Origin of the sequence: Ruegeria sp. HKCCD8929, from assembly GCF_013031405.1 — a bacterium.
Taxonomy (GTDB): domain Bacteria; phylum Pseudomonadota; class Alphaproteobacteria; order Rhodobacterales; family Rhodobacteraceae; genus Ruegeria.
This window is the reverse complement of record NZ_WPZY01000024.1, coordinates 22,083-41,472: the sequence shown is the minus strand read 5'-3', so window position 1 is coordinate 41,472 and position 19,390 is coordinate 22,083. Positions and strand designations below refer to the sequence as shown.

The window sequence follows — 19,390 nt, the reverse complement described above, 5'->3', positions numbered from 1 at the left end:
GTGATCACGTTGCTGCATCCCTGGCTCTTGCTGCTTTTGCCATTGCCCTGGCTGGTCTGGCGGTTCCTGCCGCCACACCGCGAGGAGGTTGTGGCAATCCGAACCCCCTTTTTCCGACAGCTGACGGAAGCAACGGGCGCAGCGCCGCAGGCGGGCGCGACGGTTCTGCACCGGAATCGCGTTCAGATGATCGCTGCACTCCTCGTCTGGACAATGATCGTGATCGGTCTGGCACAACCTCAGCGGTTGGGCGATCCCATCGTGATCGAAAAATCCGCCCGCGATGTTGTGCTTGCCCTCGATATCTCGGGTTCCATGGACCAGCGGGACTTCATTGGTGAAAAAGGGCAAAGGGTGCAACGGCTGGTCGCTGTCCGCGATGTACTTAAGACCTTCATCACCGAGCGTGACGGCGACCGCATGGCCCTGATCGTCTTCGGCACGCGGGCATTTGTACAGGCCCCTTTCACCGAAGATCTGCAAAGCCTTGAAGGGTTCCTTGATCAGACACAAGTGGGTATGGCCGGGCCGAACACGGCCATCGGAGATGCAATCGGTCTGGCGATCCGCATGTTCGACAGCAGCGAAGTCGAAGAGCGTCTGATCGTTCTACTCAGCGACGGTGCGGACACCAACAGCCGCGTCTCGCCAGTGAACGCGGCAGAGATTGCCGCTGACAAGGGCGTCGTCATCCAGACTATCGGCGTAGGTGACCCTGAAGGGGCCGGTGAGGACCGCGTCGATCTGACCGCACTGGAGGATATCGCCACCCGCACAGGCGGCGCATTCTTTTATGCCGATGACAGTTCTGCCCTTTCGCAGGTCTATGACCAGATCGACGCCATGGCCCCGCGTATCGTCGAAGAAACCAGCTATCGCCCGACCTTTTCGCTCGTTTGGGTGGCAAGTCTGCTCGCCGCCTTGCTGGGCATAGCTACGCTTGTAGCTCTGCTCGCTTCACGGTTTCGGAGGCAGGCATGACCAGTTTTTTTGATGCCTTCCACTTCCTTCGCCCTGTTTGGTTGTTGCTTTTGCCGGTTGTTGGGCTGCTTTGGTACATTGCACGGCCACGTCCCAAGCAGGACAGACATGACACCCCGCATATCGCCCCGCATTTGGCTGAGGCGCTGCAGGTCGGTTCAAACACCCGACGGCGTGTTCAACCTATCGACAGCGTCATGCTCTGTCTGAGTCTGCTTGCACTCTCCGCGGCTGGTCCTTCATGGAGCCGTATCCCCAACCCGCTGATCGCGGAAACCGCTCCACTTGTGGTGGCGCTCAAGGTGACGCCTTCGATGGAGGAAGCCGACCTGGCGCCCTCCAGGTTGGATCGCGCAAGGTTCAAGATCCTTGACCTGATCGCTGCGCGGGCCGGTGGGCGCACGGCGCTCGTAGCTTATGCAGGCACCGCGCATCGGGTGGCACCACTAACCGAAGACCCCGATATCCTGCGCCCGCTGTTGCAAGGGCTGAACCCCAAGGTGATGCCGGTTGAAGGGGATGATGCCGCTGCCGCATTGGATATGGCGCGCGAAATCTTGAATGTTGCAGAAACGCCCGGGGCGATCCTCTTTGTGCTGGACGATCTTGATCCGGCCACGGTTGCGGCTTTCACGAAAGACGACCCCGCACAGCCGCCGGTGGCGATGTTGGTTGCCGTGCCTTCCGGGCAAATCCCCGCCCAAATCGCGGGGCTCTCAGGTGTCTCGGCTGTTGGATTAACTGCCGATGACCGGGACATCACGCAGATCGAACGGCAGCTAACCTCGACGCAACAAGCGGCGCAGATGGACGATGAGCGTTTGGATTGGGATGATCGCGGCTGGTTGCTGCTGTGGCCTGCTGCATTCATTGCGCTGCTGTGGTTCCGCCGGGGCTGGACCATGCGCTGGGGTACCACCCTCGCTGTCATCACTACGCTTCAGATGCCGGGCAGCGCGCAGGCCGATGGATGGCAAGATTGGTTTCTGACACCCGATCAACAAGGCCAGATTGCCTTTCGAAACAAGGAGTTCGCACAAGCCGCCGACTTGTTCACCGATCCGATGTGGAAGGGTCACGCATTGTTGCGCGCGGGCCGCTATGAGGAAGCAGCAGAAGTATTTACTGGGTTAGAGAGTGCCGAGGCAGCCTTTTCCGAAGGTCTGGCACGGATCGGCAACCGTGAATACCGCGCCGGTGCGCGGGCCTTTGAAACCGCGCTAGACCGCCAGCCTGCATTTCCCGCCGCCGCTAAAAACGCCGAGATCGCCTGGGCCATCGCCGAACAGGTCGAAACTACTCGCGAGCAATCCGACACTGGCGAGGAAAGTGGCATCGGCGCTGACGACATGACCTTCGACAACGAAGCTCAGCGCGGCGCGACCACGCAGGTCGACGCACCCATGGACGAGGCAACGGCGCTATCTCCTGACCAATGGATCGACAGCATCGATACCGAGATGGGGAATTTCCTGCGCAACCGGTTCCTTTACGACAATAGCGAGAAGGGCACATGATCCGTACTCTGATTGCGATACCCTTCCTGTGCTTTGCTGCCAGCATCGCCACCGCACAAGTCCCGCGCGTGACAGCCGAGTTGGAAAGCGACAGCACAACCATCGGTCAGCCGCTGCTGCTGCGCATTTCAATCCTTGTGCCGACATGGATGCCCGAACCGCCGGTCTTTCCAGCTGTTGAACTTCCGTCACTGCTGGTCCGCCAGCCAGAGCGTTCCACGGGGCCGATCAGCGAAAATGTCGACGGTGAAACATGGTCGGGCGTACGCCGCAACTATCGCCTCTACCCGCTCGCGGGCGGCAGCTATACCCTGCTGCCAGACGACGTAACGATCACCTATGCCAACCCAAAAACAAATGAGCCTGTGACATTCACTGACCCCCTTCCTGAACTGACCTTCGTCGCCACCATCCCAGAAGGGGCATCTGGGCTCGATCCGCTGATAATCGCCAGTGGGTTCGAACTTCAACAACAGATTGACGGAGATACCGGCCTAGCTGTCGGTGGAGCCGTGACGAGGACCATTACAGCAAAAATCACCGGCACCTCGCCAATCATGATCCCTCGCCTAACCCCCGCGCCTGACGGAGACAGCCTTCGCGCCTACCCCAAGGACCCCCAAATCGATGAGAAAGAGGACCGCGGTCTGCTGCTAGGTACGCGCGCGGAGACAAACACCTATGTTGCTCAAACCGAAGGGACCGCCGCACTGCCGGGTTTGTCGCTCGATTGGTTCAACATCGAGACTGGACAGCTGGAAACCGCGACCGTTCCCGCCATTGATGTGTCCATTCACGGCGCAGTTTCTGGCAGAGTAGAAGATGCAAAAGCATGGCACCTGTCCAAAGTGCTTTGGTTTGCGCTGGGTCTGGGCGCATTCATCGCAATAGCGATCAGGGCGTTTTCGGCGCGCGCAGCATCATTGCTGGTGGCCTTGAAAGCGCGCGCTTTCCAAACCGAATGGTACACCGCGCATAAGTTTAGCAAAGCCATCTCGCGCCGTGATTTGACGGCTGTGACGACCGCGTTTTCCGAGTGGAAGAAACACTATCCCGACGCACCAGAACAAAGCTTCTCGGTGCTACTCGATGGGATGACTTCAATCGGCAAGGCCCGGTTTGGGGCGAAGACAGAGGAGACCACCGCGAACTGGCGCGCGTTACGTTCCGGGTTCTCAGCCACGCGCCTTCGTTTGTACCGTGATACCCGCCGCTCGCGTCGTAACCTGCAACTGAACCACCTAAATCCGGTCTGGTCCGGTAGTTCAACCCGCTCTCAAAACACAGCTGCCTTCACCGAGCTGGACTAACGCAACGAGAGCAAGCCCAGCCTGAGCCATCTTATGCATTCGGACCACTGCCGTCTTATCCGGTGTCATGTCGCGCATTTGCACCCGCTCCTACCGGGGGTTATCGTAACGAAGCTGCGGTATGTTGCATAAGCAAGTAGTTGTTTTTGAATGGCTTTTAATGCAAAAATTCAGCTAAGTCTTTGATTTTATTGGATCTGGTCCTCAGTGGCGTTCGTTTGCTGCATTTTGTGGTTCTTGTCCTTCATTCTGGTCCGGATTTTTACGCTGCTCAAGATCAAAGGTAATCGTGCCTTTGAGGTTGATATGAGCGTGCGCGATCGGGGCGATGTGGCGCATATGGTATTTGGGGCGGTCCCAATCAGGGCGTTTGGTGGTCCGTTCGTATTGATGCGCATTCCAGGCGATGACGATGTTTGTGAGCAGTGTGAGTGCGCCGGAGATGGCGGCCATTTGTTCGCGCGTCCGGCCTCGGCGTGGTGAGATCGGGCCCGCGTGGATGGCGCGTTGCAGCGTGTGCATGGATTCGATTTGGCTCAGGAGCCGCTGGATTTCTTGCCGGAAGGCTGGCCGTCCAAAATAGTCACACAGAAACACCGATCTCTGGAGCTTTCCCAAGGCTTCACCCGCATTGTAAACCGGCATGCCGATCGACGCGGAACTGTGGCGTTCGACCGCCCAGACAGCACTGCACCATCCGGCTTGCGTCGACTTATCCCCAGAATGCACGGTCTTGGAATTAAGGGCACAGTCCGGCAATTAAGGACACAGTCCAGAAATCAAAGGCACAAATTGGAACTGATTTTGCTCGACCTTTTAGAACCAGCGTCCAGCAATTAAGGGTACCGTGACATCATTTCTCGGCCTATCTTGAATTGGCTTCTGATCGAGGCTCTAATCGGCCTCGAACAGTAGGTGATTTTGGCACTGCTCTTGACGCCATCCGTATCGGAAAGCTGCGCTCCGTTTCGGTTTCAATCCAAAAATGCGCTAAACACTCCGATCTGGAGGCTTGTAATGGCGGCGGCAAATTGTACTGGTGAAAACGTGGCGCTTGGAGATCGAAGCGGCAGGATGCCCATTCCGCCGTACTTTTTGCGCCAGCGGTAATAGGTTTGTTCAACAACGCCGATCTGCCTGATCGCATCAAGACGGGACATGCCTTGCCCCATCAGAACTTCAACCTGCCGTAACTTCGAGACAATCTCTTCGGGCTTCGGTCTCTTGTTTGCCATTCGTGGTCCTCCGTTTCCTAAACATAACGGTGGACCAGTTCAGTTGGGGAGGCTCACTGGCGCTCATATTGTGTCGGCTGCGCATGGCCCCGATAGATCCCAGGACACCAGTGCTTCGGCAGGCGACGTTCATATCGAACGCTGCGGATACAGGCCGTTCGCCCATAGCCATTAGTGCTGCACTTGGGCCAAATTGCAGCAATGCACGTTTCTAACTTGTCCCGATCTCGATCTCCCGACGTCACTGCACAAGCGATGGTCGTGCGGAATATGAACGCGTCTTCTGAAGTCATGGGGTAAGGGGCGAATTCGCCTCATTTATGATCCGTGCAACACGGTCCCGTTTCACGGCTATTGGAACCAACTGTCCACAGTTGTGACATTATCTTCAATCCACTTGGCAGCAAAGGCAGACGGATCCTGGTTTTCGACGGCTAGTGCATAGGTCCATTCGGACAATGTGTCAGTTTCCAGAGATACCTTGCTCAGCATTGCGACGGCGTCGGGCTGCGCTGTCTCTAATGCGGTTGCGTAGCTGATATGGAGATCATCGGTATCCCAAGCGACACCAGCGGTCGATTTCTCCAGCCAACCGGGGACTTCGGTCGGTGGCAAGATCAACCATTTCGAACTCTCATGCGGTGGCTCGTTCAACATCACGAGGTCGTGGATCTCGAACATGTAGTGCGGTGCATAGCAATAGAATACGACATTCTTGTCCTGATCCTCCGCCGTGTCCAGTGCCGCAAGCGCGTCGCCCTCATCCATAATCAGGAGGTTCATCGTCCGGTCATACCGGTATGAACGTGCGCGGATTTGTTCAATCAGGGTCGATGTCCAACCTTCGGCCCCGATCCAGACATCGCCATTTCCATCGCCATCGGCATCGAATTTTCTGGCCATCTCGGGGTTTGACAGTTCCTTGAGATCAGTGATGCCCGTGCGTTCTGCGGTGCCTTTGGTCACGCACATTCCCTGCGTTCCCTTTGGGCCGCTTGCCTTTACCTTAACCGTCTTCCTGCCATCGACATATTCCCGTCTGAGGTAATCAAGGCTGGGTAGCCACACTTCGGGGTGGACATGCATTGTCCCGGCATCCATGGCTGCGAACATTGCGGCATTGGTGCTGTCTCGCAGTTCGACATCAAGGCTCAATCTGTCTTCAAGAGCAGCCTTTAGCACATGAGCCGTTGCCTGTCCTGATGGCCAGTTCGGGACGCCAATGACCATGTCAGCAGCCCAGGCAGTGGAAGTGACAGTTACCGCGGACGCCACACAGATCGCCGCAAATGATTTACGCGCTTTCATTTCGAAGTCCTTTCGTAACTTGCAAGTTTTATTCCGCAGATACATCGACGGTCGCAGGAGCTAACTCGGCCGTCGCCGGGACACCACTCGCCATCCTGCGGCTGTCATTGTAGATGGCTTTGATCAGAGAAATCCCCATCAGGACCATCACCAGGCTGAAAGGAAGAGCGGCGATAACCATCGCTGTCTGGATCGCTCCCAGTCCACCGATTACAAGCAGAGCACCAACAACCAGGGCCATCGCGACGCCCCAGAAGATGATGTGCACGCGGCCTTTCGGGCTGTCATCGCCGGCGGCGTTGATCGTGTTGATGATCAGAACCGCAGAGTCGGCAGACGTAACCAGGTAGGTTAGCAGAAGAATAACAACGATTACCGAGAACGCCCAGGTCAACCCGTCAGTAAGCAAAACGGCCAGCGTCGCGTAAAGCTGATCAGAGATCCTGGCGCCAAGAATGGAGTTTTCCGCGGCACCATTGAGTTCAAGGTCTATCGCCGTGCCGCCGACAAAGGAAAACCAGACGAAGCACATGACTGCAGGAATGATCATCGCGCCGAGAATGAACTCACGTACGGTACGTCCCCGCGAAATCTTGGCCAGGAAGAGGCCCGTGAATGGGGTTACCGCAATCCACCAGGCCCAGTAAAACACTGTCCATCCGCCTTGCCAGCCTGCCAGCGCCGCGCCGGCTTCCGTGCCGTCATCGGACCAGACGGTAAAACTGATACTCGGCAGAGCGATCAGATAGTCGAATATGCCGACAAAGAACGCCTTGAGGCTGAACAGAGTCGACCCGAAGAAAAGAAAGAACGCCAACAGGAAGAAGCTCAGACCCATGTTGGTATTTGAAAGCCACTTGATCCCTTTTCCGACGCCCGAGAGTGCCGACAAGGTTGAGCCACCCATGATGACCAAAAGCGCAACGATGATTGCCGCAACCGAAGCCTTCTGTGCGCCATCTGCGCCAGTTACCAGGAGCCAATCGCCGACGCCGATACGCGCAAGGCCGGCGACAAACTGCTCAACTCCAAAGCCCAGGGTCTGAGACACGCCAAGCACGGTAGCGACCACCGCCACAACATCGATCACATGTCCCAGAGGTCCGGAAAGCGCCTTTCCAAACAGCGGTATGAGCGCAGTACGGATCGTCAAAGGCAAGTCCCGGCGGTACGAGAAATAGGCAAGCGCCAGACCGGCTATCGCATAAGCGCCCCAGGCGGAGAGCCCCCAATGCGCAAAGGACCAGACATAGGCCGAACGCACGGACTCGGCGGACGCCGCAGCGACATCACCCATAATGATATTCGGATTGTTCTGGAAGTGATAGATCGGTTCCGCGGATGCAAAGGTCAGCATACCAATTCCGATGCCCGCGCTGAACATCATCGAAAACCAGGAAAAATTCGAGAACTCCGGCCTTTCGTGGTCCTGACCCAACCGAAGGCGACCGGACGCGGGCAGGGCTGCCAATGCAAGGCAAAGCACTAAAAAGAACCCCACCGCGTAGACGTACCAGTAGTTGAAGCTGCCCAAAATGAAGGTATTGAGCGCTCCGAGGGTTTCTGCGGCATTATCTGGGAATGCCACCGCCCAGACCACAAGCAGCCCCACAAGGATCTTGGCAGACAACGCTACCGCTTTCGAGAACCCCTCATAAAAACCGGATTCCGATACTGCAATCGGCAAGTACATCAGTGGTGGCTTCATTGTCTTCTTCCCTTATTGGACGGCTGGGTGTTCAAAATTGGCAACCGACATGGCGTCAGATTTCTTCCATCCATTCGAAGTCGCATCAATCAGGACCATTCAGGTTCTTGAGCCCGTCCTTGATGATGGGTTCTCACTCCGCCAACGTGAGCGGGATTTCACCGTCGACCTGACCCGCGCCATTCTCATATTCGTTTCGAATTCTCGCTCGTTCCTTGCTCGCATGCCGAAGCCTTACCGGGACTTTGTCCCTTCTTGCTGTCAGAGAAAAAGACACTTCTCTCATCCTGCGGCGACTTTCCAAGGTTACTGAAACTGATGCACTGACACAGCTGAAGAGGAAGAACTTGCTCCTCTCAGGTTGAAAATTTTGGGTCGGAAATGTTCTGCGCGTCCAGTAGATCTGAGAGCTACCTGGTAGCCAAACAAGTATCCAACATCCAAGATTTTTCCTAGATAGTGGAAACTCTTTGGTCTGTCAAACTTTCATGCTGTCGGGTTTTGTGATTTGTATTGCGCGGGCTGCGCGACCAAGAGAATGCCGGTTGACTCTTCGTCGGCACAGTTGTTGATGCAATGATCTTTGTCGCCGCTGTACCTTACCGTGTCTCCTGCCGGCGCCTTTACAGTCCGTCCATCCACTGTAACCGACAGGCAACCTGTCAAACATGTCAAATGTTCGAATGTGCCCTGAGCATGGGGCTTGGACGACAATGCGGCGCCAACTTTCATGACCAGTCTGTACCACTCGACAGGCAACACCGTGCGTCGGGGATTTAGCATATATAACTCGCAAAGCCCGTCCTTGCTACGGCGCATAGGTGTGGAGTAGCCGTGAAGATGTTCAATCGGGTCCGACTGAGAGCCGCCCACGATATTTGTCAAATCAATGCCCAGGGCCTGCGTCAGCGCCCAAACGATTGTGAATGTCGGATTGGTTGTTTGCCTTTCAATGGCCGACAGCATCGACTTTGAAACCCCTGTTCGCTCCGACAGCCCTTCGAGGGTCAGCCCGCGCGCCTTCCGCGCGGCTTTAACCGCTTGGCCTATATCGGGTGCTGATTTTGCTATATGAGAAGAGCTCGCCATTATGGTGAATCCTTTATTTGGGCGCCTCCGCCAGGCAACTTAACATAGTGTAAATTCCAAGATAGTGGAACGAACGTGCTCCCTTTACCCTGTCAAACGCTCGTTGCCAGAAAGACGAGGACAATTGAAGGGCGTTGTTTGCGAGAGCGCGTGGAATCCCATGTTTGCGGGATAGTAGCCACTCACCCCGAACGCGGCAAATAGTTGCTCCGAGCCCAAGGCAGTCATAGTGATTTTGTGCTGCGCGCGCACGTAGCGCGAAAAATACCGCAACCGCTTTGCAGATCGTACCGCGATGCGGCGGAGAGACCGGTCGTTTATGCACGTTGCAGCGAGCGTCAGATCGCCAATTCGCAGGTTGCGGGATTAAGTGGATGCCTCCTGCTCCATCGGCATCGCGATGCGCTGTGGTGCAGTTGTCATCAACTGCAAGAAGAGGAGCCATCCAATGCAGATTTCAACAGTCGGCCTCGATTCTCGCTTTTGGGAGGTCGCTTCCTGTCAAGTTCCGCTAGCCGCAACTAGCAGGACCATATTCAGAGTTCCCCACATCGCCATCTGAAAGTGGGTGTTCTACCCACCTTCGTGCCCTAAACAAAAGCGATGGCTTTGTTGCGCAAAGAGCGTGAAGCCCAAACTTCCCCTTTCCCCAGGCATACTTATCCCGCGGGCTCTGTGACGGGTATGCCGAGCGCGGTGTAGACATTGAACACGGCAGCGCGGATCTGGATTTCGGCGACCTGGCGATCGAAGTCGCGTGCCATGAGGCACTGCCCCAACAGCTTCGTGCAATGCATCTTCGTCTCGGCGCGACTTCGGCGATGGTATCCGCTCTACTTTCGCCAGATCGCGCGGCCGAGGTACTTCGAGGCGCGGGTGACCTCGTTCCAGGTAGTGGCGGCTGCAGTCGACGGCTTCCACGGTTTGGCGTTCCTCCCGGGCGGGATGACGGCATGGGCGCCACGGTCAGCAATGGCGTCATGGCACTCTCGCGTATCATAGGCCCCGTCCGCGGTGACTGTGCCAATCTCCACATCAGCCGGGATCCGGCCAAGCAGTTCTGGCAGCACGGGAGCGTCCCCGACGCTGCGACCGGTAACTTCGATGGCTCGGATTTTCAGCGTCTGTTCATCTACGTCTATCTAGATCTTGCGCCATAGACGGCGTTTCGCACCGCCATGCTTGCGCGCATGCCATTTGCCTTCACTCTCCACTGCCCTGCAGGCGCATCCGCAGGATACTGCCGAGAGGGGGCCTTGATGCCGGTGCTGTCGATCAGCGGGTTCAGCGGCCCCTGGGAGCCGCGGTAGGGAATACTCACAGCCAAGGTCTTCTGTCGCCTGCTCAGCGTGCTGAAGTCCGGCACCGCCCAGTCTAAACCGATCAGGCGTAGGAGGCCTTCGACGAAGCCTGTCGTTTGCCGGAGGGCCATGCCGAAGAGGTCCTTCATCGTCAGACAAGTCTGGATCGCCGCGTCGCTATATTGCGGCTGCCGGCCTCGCTTGCCGGTCGGCGGCGGCATTCAAGCCATGTCCGGATCGAATCAGACGGTCAGGGAGTCGCGTTGCTTGAGGGCTTCGTTGTAGGCTGGCCAGTTCTTGGTCTTGTACCTTGGCGGGATAGGTCTGCTCACGCAGGCCGGTTACCACGCCGGATGCACAAGATGAATCCTCCTTGAGACTTTGTGCAACAATGCCGTCGCAAATGGTAAGATTAGGGCAGGCATTGCCAACTTGTTCGCGGTATTACTTTTGGATAGTTGGGTGGCATGAAGAAGCCGACGACCATGCCGCGCCTGAAAGGCTTTCGTTATCCGCGTGAGATTATTGCCTATGCGGTTTGGGCGTATCATCGGTTTGCGCTCAGCGCTGCGGATGTCGAGGATCTGCTCGCCGAACGCGGAGTGATCGTCAGCCGGGAAACGGTCCGGATTTGGGTGAACCGGTTCGGCCAGCATTTCGCTGATTGCATCAAACGCGACCGACCCGCTGCCGCCGACAAGTGGCACCTCGACGAGGTCGTCATCCCAGTCAATGGCGTAAAACAGTGGCTCTGGCGGGCTGTGGATGCGAACGGGGATGTACTTGATATTCTTGTGCAGAGGCACCGGAATGCCAAGGCTGCAAGGCGGTTCCTACAGCACCTGATCGACCGGTTTGGTCAGCCGCGGGTTGCTATTACCGACAAACTGCGGAGTTACATCAAGCCAATCCGCGATCTCGCACCGAATGCCGATCACCGAGTGCACAAGGGATTGAACAACCGGATTGAAGGATCGCATAGGCCGACCCGAAAGTGAGAGAAACTCATGGGGCGGTTCAAGTCGCCGCGGCAGACGCAACGATTTCTGGCAGCCCACGATCAGATCAACACGACGTTTCGACCCCGCCGCCATCACCTCACCGCCACATCCTACCACCATGCCAGATCCGATGTGTTCGATCTATGGAATGGCTATGCCCTCGAAATGAATGCCTGACGGACGCAGATCAGGTTGCATTCGAGCGCATGCAAACAAGTGGGCAACGCCGTTTCAATGGCTGCTTCCGGGTTTGGCGTTCAATGTTGCTTACTTCCGCGCTCAGCTCACCCGCTCAACTTTGTAAGCTGGGTGAGCGTAACCGCCTCCGGGATATCTCGACTCTACCGGTTTCCTTTTTCCAGTTAACGGCCTCGTGCTCCTAAGTCCGCGAGGCTTCGAACGCCGCCCATGCTTTTTCGAAGGCGTCCAAGTCGAACCCTGTAGCGCGCGCGGGATCAAGGATCAGTTTTTCGGTTTCAAGCAGCTTGATGATCGCCTGTTCAAGCTCGTCCACCACCTCGGGCGGGATCACCAGAGCGCCATGCCGGTCGGCATGCACAAGGTCTCTGTCTTTGATAGACAGGCCGAAGATTGTCACCGGTGTTCCAACCTCTTTCACGTGCACGAACCCGTGGCTTGGCCCGACAGACCCGGCAACCACCGGGAATCCATCCGGCAGGTCGCCGAGGTCCCGCATCACGCCGTTGGTCAGCGCGCCGCTGATGCCAAAGCCCTTGTGGACCGTAGTGTTGATCTCACCCCAATAGGCGCCGATGCAGTCGGGATAATCCAAATCTTCCACCACGGTCACAGATGGGCCGCTGCCTGAGGCCATGTGCCGGTAGTAATCCATACGGCGCGCACGGATTACGTCAGGTGCCTCGGTCGGCGGGTTCACGGCGGCAATCTTCGCGGTACGGGCATATCCCACAATCGCGCCTGCATCGGGATCAGAGCACACCATTGTGCCCCGGGTAAAATCACTGAAACCGCGCTTGCCCTGCGCCACTTCGATGGCGTTGCAGACAGTCGGAGTGTCGACCTTTTTCAGCAGGTCCAGCAGGGATTGGTTCATATCATCTCCAGCCAGCGGTTCAGAACCGCCGTGGTTTGTTGCGGTTGTTCCAGAGTTGGCAGATGGCCAGCGTTTTCGATGATCTCCAACCGGCTCTGTGGCAGCAGATCGTGCATCAATTCATGCCTCGAGACGGGACACAGGGCATCGTCGCGCCCACAGAGAACCAGTGATGCGCCGGTGAAGTCGCGCAGAGTGTTGCTCTGATCAGGGCGATCACGCAGAGCTTTGGATTGATTGATGAAAACGTCCGGCCCAAGATCCATGGCCATATCCATACACAAATCCAGAATGGCGGCGCGGCGCGGGCCATCCGTCAGGTAGTTCGGCTTCATCTCTTCAGCCATCACCTTGCGCAGGTTGCCGCGTTCGACGGCATCAATCTGAGGGCCGCGCCTGGCCTTGACCTCGTCCAATTCTGCCAGGGGATTGGTGTCCATCAATGCCACACCGGCCACACGACCCGGTGCCTGAAGCAGGATTTCCATCGCCACGATGCCGCCCATTGATAGCCCCGCCAAGGCGAAACGTTCCGGCGCATAAACCAACACATCAGCGGCCAGCGCCTGCATCGTGTCCTGTCCGCCAATGGGTGCAGACAGGATCGGGTATTTGCCCGACAAAGCGTCAATCTGCGGGGTGAACAACCGCGCATCGCACATCATTCCGGGCAGGAGGACAAGCGGCGTCATTTGATCAGGGCAGCCCCTTCGGCAAGCGCGCGCAGCTTGGCATAGGCAATATCCGGATCGACCGCGCCAAAGCCCGCAAAGGTGCCAAAGCCACAATCCGACCCCGCGATCACCCGCTCAGACCCAACAATGTCCGCAAACCGCTCAACACGCTGCGCGATCAGTTCCGGGTGTTCAACAAAGTTGGTCGTGGTGTCGACCACGCCGGGTACCAGAACCTTGTCATCCGGAATTTCTCCCTTGCGGTCGCGGAACACCGTCCATTCATGTGCGTGACGCGGGTTCGAGGTTTCGAACAGCACATAGAGCGACTTTGTGGCCATCAGGGTCAGAAAAACCTTGTCCAAGCCGATGTCGCAGCAATGAGGACCCTCGTAGTTGCCCCAGCAAATATGGACGCGCACTTTTTCAGATGGGACGTTTTGCAACGCGTGGTTCAGCGCCTCAACATGCATGTCGGCGATTTTCACGAACTCGTCATCGGAAAGATCAGTGAACAGCATATGGCGCGACAGGGCCAAATCCGGGCAATCCAGCTGCAAATCCAGACCCGCACCAACGATGGTCTCATATTCTTCTTTCATCGCGTCGGCCAGCGCGGCCAGATAGGCCTCACGCGTTGGGTAGAAATCATTTTGCAAAAACAGGGAAATCACCCCGGGGCTGGCGGCGTTCATAAAACCGCGTTCGACCCCGTGTTCGGCCATGGCAGCCTTGAGATTACCTATGTCCTTCTGCAACTCACCCTGCCCTTTCGAGCGTACCTCACCCACGCACATGGGCCGCGCATATTGCGGCGTTCCGCCGTCATCCGCCAAACGTTGCAGAAAGCCCGGAAACATTTTGAGGTCCGCCGGCGCGTTGCGTGGGCTGTCTCCGGCAAAGCCGGTATAGCGGTCCTTCACATAAGTGGCATAAGAGATTTTTGAGGTCTCACCGTCCGAGACGATATCAACCCCGGCCTCGGTCTGTTTGCGCACGGTCTCGGACACGGCAGCGGTCATGCAGGCATCGAATGCGGCCTGATCGAACGGTTCCTCCCGCTCCCGCGCGAAGATGAAGTCAACAACCTCCTGACTGCGCGGCAGACTTCCCACATGGGTGGTTGAAATGCAGGTCATGTATTCATCTCCATTCAAATCTTGATCCTGCGCCGGGCCGGAAACCCGGCACAGGATGCGCTGAGCGCCCCGATTGAAACCGGGACACGAAATTTTGGCGTTATGCACCCGTCCAGGTCGCCCCGGCCGGATCGTCGGTTGCGGTGATACGATATAGGCCCGCTTCGCCGGTCATCGACGGCTCGGCGCTGTACCTTTCACCGGGCAGAACCAGCGCGGTATCGCCATTGGACAGAGTGGTCTCGACCTCATTGATCTTGATGCGCCAATGGCCGCTTGCCGGCATCAGAACCACGGGCTTGTCCGCCTTGACCTGTTCTGCCACGGCCGAACCACGGGTCAGGAAATCGACCTCGAAACCGGGCTTATCCTTGATCAGGCCATTTTCACCGATCACAACCGCAGGCTTGTCCGCTGCCAGCGCCATCAGGTCCCAGTAACGGGCGACATATTTGCCGATCACCGCATCAACCGGCACTTCGGGATACGCTTTCAGCTCTTCCTCGGTCAGCAACGGCATGGGCTGCACATTGTTCGGTAGTTCTTCGCCCTTCTTACTGTCGTATAGTACGCCGTTATTGCCCAGTACCAGGCCATGGGCCTGCGCATCCTGAATGACTTGCGGAGCCCAGGTCACACCACCACCGGCGTCGTCGCCGCCCAGCATCGACATGATCATGCCGTAGTCCTGACCCACGTTCTCGAACCCTCGGAAGATCCCAGTCGGGATGTTGAAGATGTCGCCTTCCTCGGCGATGAACTCACCTGCGGAACCGTAACGACCCCAGAAGAACCGCCAGCGGCCTTTAGCAACAAAGAAGACTTCGGCGGTGGTGTGGCTATGCAGCGAGTTGCGGCATTTCGGCGGTTGTCCCGCTGCGCCAATGTTGAACCCGATCTTGTCGGTGATGTGGACGTGCTGGTCCGGGCTTTCGCTGACGCCGCCGCCGATGATGGTAAAGTTTTCTTTTTGGTCGGACCCCGGCGTGTGGGCGTCGATGAAGGCCGTTTTGCAGGGCTTCAGTTCGCCATAACGGACGATGCGGCTTTCGATGGTACTCATATCTTGTCTCCTTTCGATTTGGGTTTGATAGGATCAAACCAAACCTCCTGGCGGGCGATTGTTCAGCCGCCGGGCGCGCAGGCTGGCGCGGTGGACGTGGAACCTCCGCAACGCCTGTCCGGCATCCAGATTTGAGACACGGTGCGACATTCTAGAGATCGCCGGTTTTCAGCAGAATCTGTTTCCAGATCGAAGTTTCGTCAAACAACGTATATTCCTTGCGCAGACCCCATGGGCCAAACTCGGCCTGGCTGATACCCAGCACAAAAACCTCGGCCCCGGTCGGTACACCAAAGACACCCCAGCCATCGTGTTTGCAATGCAACGTCCAGCGGATCGCGGCGCGGGGTGGCATCATCGGATCGTCGCGGCCAATCTGGTGGTGGATCTTGAATTCTGCATTCGGGAAAGAAGCGCGCAGGCCCATCCAGAACCGATCCACCGGCCCCCAACTATGTCCTGTGGTGCCGCCGGGATATTCTGACAGGACGGCGCGGTCATACTCTGCCTCGATCACGCCCATGTCGGCATTCATGATCCGGGTCAGGATGTCGGCGTATTTTTGGCCCCATTCGTCGTCATTGCCACGGCCTTTATAAGGGCCAGGCTGATCGTTTGCGGGCGTGTAGGGCTGAATACAGGCGTCCGGTCCGCCCTCTCGCGCGATCAGGTCGCGGGCGTATTCCTTGGGATCCCAGCCCATCTGCTGCACGATCGCGCTCTGGTCGCGGATCAGCCATTCGTCGTTGATCTGGTTATTGATGGCATGGCAGTCGGCTAGGATGCGATAAACAAGCTTTTTGCCGGTCGCCTTGCCATAGACTCCGTCGCCCAAATGCGTTGCCGTGGACAGCAGGCGGTGCGACGACAGCATGCCCTCTTCCGGGGTTCCCGACCAGATCACATCCTCGCCAAGCAATGTGCGATCTGGGAATTCGGCAAGGGTCGCCATTGTGGCGGCGATAACGCCCTGATTGCCAACCACAACCGAACCGGGCGAGCGCACTACGATATCTGGCGTATAATAGTGGTGCAGAGTGGCAATGCCACGATCCTCCCAAATCTCTTTAGTGATCCCGATGATATAATCAGGGAAGTCTTTGAATTTGGGATCAAATCCCTTCATGTCTTCCATCCTTCAGGTATGCGGGCGGAGCCGCGAACAATGAGAGGGCCGTCGATTTCCACGCGGCGCGGCCCGATCTCCGGCTCTTCGATCTTACTGAGCAGAATATCGACGGTTTCCGCGACCATGCGATTGGCGGGCTGCCTAATTGTGGTCAAGTTGTAGGCTGGCCATGAGGCTACAGTGACATCGTCGTACCCAATGACCGAAACGTCTTGCGGGACATTAAGGCTCAGTTCGAACCGCAGGGTGTCCATGACGGCGATGGCCATGTGATCATTGGCCACAAATACCGCATCAGGCGGATCATTGGCGAACATACGACGTGTAGCTTCCTGGGCTTGTTCGGTTACGAAATTCCCCACGTCGCGGGCATGCAGTTCAATATCGGCTTCCCTCAACGCCGCCATGAACCCCGCCTCTCGATCGCGCTGGGTCGAAGCGCCTTCCCACCCGGCAATGTAGCCGATTTTCTTATGTCCCCCGGCCAATAGGAATTCAGCAGCTTTGCGCCCTCCTGCGAAATTATCCGATGTCACCGCAGACATGGCCGGATCGTCCTGCGCCCGATTGAACAGCACCATCGGTACACCCGCCGCCCTGCACCGGCCCGACAGGTCCGAAGACAGAGCCACCGATGCGGCGACAATGCCGTCAACTTGAAAGTCGAGGATTTCCTCGACCACACTGTCAATGTTGCCAGCCTGTTGCGAAGCCATGAATATCAGCACGTGGTATCCACGCTCCTGCAGAGCGTTCGTCAGCTTTTCAAGCGCTTCAGGGTAGAACTGGTTGTTCAGGTAAGCAACGACGAGGCCGATGATCCGGCTTTTCCCGGACACCACTGCACGGGCCAAAACGTTCGGGCGGTATCCCAATTCTTTGGCGGCCTTGCGCACCTTTTCTACGGTTTTCTTGGACGCCGATGCACCAGGCGTGAATACCCGACTGACCGCAGATTGGCTAACCCCTGCGAGGCGGGCGACTTCCAAAGATGTAACCTTGTGTGTCGCCATCAGTCCGCCGTCCAACCTCCGTCCACCATCAATGCCGTACCGGTCACCAATGCCGACGCATCCGAGGCCAGATAGACGACGGCCCCCATAATGTCTTCAATCTCTCCCGGGCGACCCAGTTTTATCTTGTCCAGAATCCAGGCCCGTTTGCCCGGGTCTTCGAAAGTCGACTTTGTCAGATCCGTCAGGATGAAGGTGGGGCAGATCGTGTTGACCCGGATCTTCAAAGGACCGAATTCCAGCGCCATCGCCTTGGAGAACCCTTCAACCGCGAATTTCGACGCACAGTACACGGCGCGCTCGCGACCGCCGACATGGCCCATCTGACTGGAGATATTGATCAGCGAACCGGGGCGACCGGTATCGAGCAAGCCTTTGGCAACGGCCTGGGTCAGAAAATAAGCACCTTTGACATTGACGCCCATCACTGCATCGAAATCATCCGGTTGCGTGTCCGCGGCCTTGCCGTGACGGGCAAGCCCGGCGGAGTTCAGCAGAATATCGAATGGCCCGTTCTGCGCCACGGCTTCAGCGGTCGCCGGGATGTCCGAAACATCCAGTTCCAGAACCTTGGCAGACCACCCCCGCGCCGACATGTCCTGCGCAATTTTCTGCAGCGCGCCAGTACGGCGCGCCGCCAAAGTGACCTCAGCACCATGTTCCGCCAGCGCCACGGCGCAGGCCATGCCGATGCCGGACGAAGCTCCGGCGACCAGCGCGCGCTTGCCGCTCAGGTCAAAACTTGGGGTGCTGGGAAATTGGGGCATATCAGACCTCGCCGACCGGGAACGGAATTGTGCCCGGTACACGTGCCTTGTTGAACTCTCGCAGGCGGGCAAAGACATCTACGCCCAGTTGGCGGTAGGCGTCCAACAGATCGACCATGACCCAGTTCTCGCGGATCAGGCCGTTTTCCAATCGCCAGAAATCCAACGACCTCATGGTGATCTTTTTGCCCGACGGGGCAATTCCCATCCAGCCATCATGGGTGACGGTCTGGATCATGTTCGGCCACCCGGTGACGGCAGCATATTCGGCGTCACCAAAGAAATGGTAGATGATATCTTCGACGTATTTGCCGCGGTCGGGCATACCGTTCAGGAACGGAATCTGGTGCCAGTTGCGGAAGCCTGCGATTCCGCGCCCGGTGCCGATCCCGGCGGGGCCGTACCAGTTCATGCGCGGATGCCAGAACCGTTCCATCTCCATCACTTCGGGCCCACCCTGACTGGGGTGTTTCTTCAGATGGTCCAGCATGTCGACGATATGGTTGCACGAGGCCTGAGATTTCGCCTCATCCCACGGTCCAGGCACGATGCCGTCCAGCGTCGCCGGGCCGGGAATGCAGAACTCCAGCCCCAGTGACGGGGCCATCGGCCAGGCTTTGGCTTGCATCATCACTTCGGGGATGTCCCAGAGCGTCTGGATCTCGACAACCTTGCTATTTTCGAAGCGGTAGAATTCGTGGAACCGCATATGGGTCAGATGCCCCGTCGGCGGGATGTCCAACCAGGGGGCGACGAAGGAACCAACGTAGTGGCCACCACAGCCGATCCAATCATCGCCATGTTCCGTACGCCCGGCCATCACGATCCAATCCCGGCGTTCCAGATCAGGCATGGATTTCAGCAGCGGTGCATAGCACGTGTCGTAGAGTTCCTGCGGCCCGGTCAGGTCGCCGAACGGATGCGGCATGTGGATGACGGCATCGGGGGCAATCACCGCCTGCAGCGCGGCGCGGACGCCGGCTTCGTCAAAGTTGTACATGGCCTCGCGCAACGGCGCGATCAGGGCCTTGTGGGTAGAATGTGCGTCCATTGCGAAATCTCGCATTGTGTTATCTGCTT

General features: G+C 57.5%; 16 protein-coding genes and 2 pseudogenes. 4 read left to right on the top strand and 14 right to left on the bottom strand.

Annotated features, from left to right (window positions below):
* The 3 genes from GOX53_RS22910 to GOX53_RS22900 are packed head-to-tail and all read left to right on the top strand — an operon-like array spanning position 1 to position 3,808.
* Positions 1 to 981, top strand: a complete 981-nt coding sequence (locus GOX53_RS22910; protein ID WP_171180536.1) for a VWA domain-containing protein — start codon at positions 1 to 3, stop codon at positions 979 to 981.
* Positions 978 to 2,498: a VWA domain-containing protein gene (locus GOX53_RS22905; RefSeq protein ID WP_171180534.1), complete on the top strand. Its 1,521-nt coding sequence runs from the start codon at positions 978 to 980 to the stop codon at positions 2,496 to 2,498. Before GOX53_RS22910 ends, GOX53_RS22905 begins: the two co-directional genes overlap by 4 nt.
* Entirely contained in the window at positions 2,495 to 3,808 is a 1,314-nt protein-coding gene (locus tag GOX53_RS22900; protein WP_171180532.1) for a BatD family protein, read from the top strand. The genes GOX53_RS22905 and GOX53_RS22900 overlap by 4 nt, the downstream gene beginning before the upstream one ends.
* 204 nt (positions 3,809 to 4,012) lie before the next feature.
* Here GOX53_RS22900 and GOX53_RS22895 read toward each other — a convergent pair whose 3' ends face one another.
* The 6 genes and pseudogenes from GOX53_RS22895 to GOX53_RS22870 form a co-directional block, all read right to left on the bottom strand.
* Positions 4,013 to 4,537, bottom strand: coding sequence for a Tn3 family transposase (locus GOX53_RS22895; protein WP_371810407.1), 525 nt, complete (start codon positions 4,535 to 4,537; stop codon positions 4,013 to 4,015).
* Between the two features lie 245 nt (positions 4,538 to 4,782).
* Positions 4,783 to 5,043, bottom strand: coding sequence for a transposase (locus GOX53_RS29895; protein ID WP_171180528.1), 261 nt, complete (start codon positions 5,041 to 5,043; stop codon positions 4,783 to 4,785).
* A 351-nt stretch (positions 5,044 to 5,394) separates the two neighbouring features.
* Entirely contained in the window at positions 5,395 to 6,351 is a 957-nt protein-coding gene (locus GOX53_RS22885; RefSeq protein ID WP_171180526.1) for a glycine betaine ABC transporter substrate-binding protein, read from the bottom strand.
* A gap of 28 nt (positions 6,352 to 6,379) precedes the next feature.
* Entirely contained in the window at positions 6,380 to 8,059 is a 1,680-nt protein-coding gene (locus GOX53_RS22880; protein ID WP_254446711.1) for a BCCT family transporter, read from the bottom strand.
* A 486-nt stretch (positions 8,060 to 8,545) separates the two neighbouring features.
* A complete protein-coding gene (locus tag GOX53_RS22875) occupies positions 8,546 to 9,148 on the bottom strand; it encodes a helix-turn-helix domain-containing protein (protein WP_171180524.1) in 603 nt (200 codons plus the stop codon).
* A gap of 659 nt (positions 9,149 to 9,807) precedes the next feature.
* Positions 9,808 to 10,781 (bottom strand): annotated as a pseudogene (locus GOX53_RS22870) (IS5 family transposase).
* A gap of 135 nt (positions 10,782 to 10,916) precedes the next feature.
* Here GOX53_RS22870 and GOX53_RS22865 point away from each other — a divergent pair.
* Positions 10,917 to 11,627: pseudogene (locus GOX53_RS22865) on the top strand (IS6 family transposase).
* Between the two features lie 202 nt (positions 11,628 to 11,829).
* On the opposite strand, the gene GOX53_RS22860 reads toward GOX53_RS22865, so the two are convergent.
* The 8 genes from GOX53_RS22860 to GOX53_RS22825 form a co-directional block, all read right to left on the bottom strand.
* Positions 11,830 to 12,525, bottom strand: a complete 696-nt coding sequence (locus tag GOX53_RS22860; RefSeq protein ID WP_171180522.1) for an RraA family protein — start codon at positions 12,523 to 12,525, stop codon at positions 11,830 to 11,832.
* Positions 12,522 to 13,217, bottom strand: coding sequence for an alpha/beta fold hydrolase (locus GOX53_RS22855; RefSeq protein WP_171180520.1), 696 nt, complete (start codon positions 13,215 to 13,217; stop codon positions 12,522 to 12,524). Before GOX53_RS22855 ends, GOX53_RS22860 begins: the two co-directional genes overlap by 4 nt.
* A complete protein-coding gene (locus GOX53_RS22850) occupies positions 13,214 to 14,338 on the bottom strand; it encodes a cobalamin-independent methionine synthase II family protein (RefSeq protein WP_171180518.1) in 1,125 nt (374 codons plus the stop codon). The genes GOX53_RS22855 and GOX53_RS22850 overlap by 4 nt, the downstream gene beginning before the upstream one ends.
* Before the next feature lie 100 nt (positions 14,339 to 14,438).
* Entirely contained in the window at positions 14,439 to 15,401 is a 963-nt protein-coding gene (locus GOX53_RS22845) for a cupin (RefSeq protein ID WP_171180516.1), read from the bottom strand.
* Positions 15,402 to 15,552: 151 nt separating this feature from the next.
* A complete protein-coding gene (locus GOX53_RS22840; RefSeq protein ID WP_171180514.1) occupies positions 15,553 to 16,527 on the bottom strand; it encodes an ester cyclase in 975 nt (324 codons plus the stop codon).
* Positions 16,524 to 17,543 (bottom strand): LacI family DNA-binding transcriptional regulator, encoded by a 1,020-nt coding sequence (locus GOX53_RS22835; RefSeq protein WP_171180512.1) that lies wholly within the window; start codon positions 17,541 to 17,543, stop codon positions 16,524 to 16,526. Before GOX53_RS22835 ends, GOX53_RS22840 begins: the two co-directional genes overlap by 4 nt.
* Positions 17,543 to 18,310 carry an SDR family NAD(P)-dependent oxidoreductase gene (locus GOX53_RS22830; protein WP_171180510.1) on the bottom strand — a complete coding sequence of 256 codons (768 nt, stop codon included), beginning with the start codon at positions 18,308 to 18,310 and terminating at the stop codon, positions 17,543 to 17,545. The genes GOX53_RS22835 and GOX53_RS22830 overlap by 1 nt, the downstream gene beginning before the upstream one ends.
* 1 nt (position 18,311) lies before the next feature.
* Positions 18,312 to 19,361: an ester cyclase gene (locus tag GOX53_RS22825; RefSeq protein ID WP_171180508.1), complete on the bottom strand. Its 1,050-nt coding sequence runs from the start codon at positions 19,359 to 19,361 to the stop codon at positions 18,312 to 18,314.
* Between the last annotated feature and the right edge of the window lie 29 nt (positions 19,362 to 19,390).

Bases quoted from the DNA above. Each gene is read 5' to 3' on its own strand.
- GOX53_RS22860 (WP_171180522.1), bottom strand. From the start codon at position 12,525: ATGAACCAATCCCTGCTGGACCTGCTGAAAAAGGTCGACACTCCGACT.
- GOX53_RS22900 (WP_171180532.1), top strand. From the start codon at position 2,495: ATGATCCGTACTCTGATTGCGATACCCTTCCTGTGCTTTGCTGCCAGC.
- GOX53_RS22875 (WP_171180524.1), bottom strand. From the start codon at position 9,148: ATGGCGAGCTCTTCTCATATAGCAAAATCAGCACCCGATATAGGCCAA.
- GOX53_RS22830 (WP_171180510.1), bottom strand. From the start codon at position 18,310: ATGCCCCAATTTCCCAGCACCCCAAGTTTTGACCTGAGCGGCAAGCGC.
- GOX53_RS29895 (WP_171180528.1), bottom strand. From the start codon at position 5,043: ATGGCAAACAAGAGACCGAAGCCCGAAGAGATTGTCTCGAAGTTACGG.
- GOX53_RS22845 (WP_171180516.1), bottom strand. From the start codon at position 15,401: ATGAGTACCATCGAAAGCCGCATCGTCCGTTATGGCGAACTGAAGCCC.
- GOX53_RS22825 (WP_171180508.1), bottom strand. From the start codon at position 19,361: ATGGACGCACATTCTACCCACAAGGCCCTGATCGCGCCGTTGCGCGAG.
- GOX53_RS22835 (WP_171180512.1), bottom strand. From the start codon at position 17,543: ATGGCGACACACAAGGTTACATCTTTGGAAGTCGCCCGCCTCGCAGGG.
- GOX53_RS22880 (WP_254446711.1), bottom strand. From the start codon at position 8,059: ATGAAGCCACCACTGATGTACTTGCCGATTGCAGTATCGGAATCCGGT.
- GOX53_RS22855 (WP_171180520.1), bottom strand. From the start codon at position 13,217: ATGACGCCGCTTGTCCTCCTGCCCGGAATGATGTGCGATGCGCGGTTG.
- GOX53_RS22905 (WP_171180534.1), top strand. From the start codon at position 978: ATGACCAGTTTTTTTGATGCCTTCCACTTCCTTCGCCCTGTTTGGTTG.
- GOX53_RS22840 (WP_171180514.1), bottom strand. From the start codon at position 16,527: ATGAAGGGATTTGATCCCAAATTCAAAGACTTCCCTGATTATATCATC.
- GOX53_RS22885 (WP_171180526.1), bottom strand. From the start codon at position 6,351: ATGAAAGCGCGTAAATCATTTGCGGCGATCTGTGTGGCGTCCGCGGTA.
- GOX53_RS22850 (WP_171180518.1), bottom strand. From the start codon at position 14,338: ATGACCTGCATTTCAACCACCCATGTGGGAAGTCTGCCGCGCAGTCAG.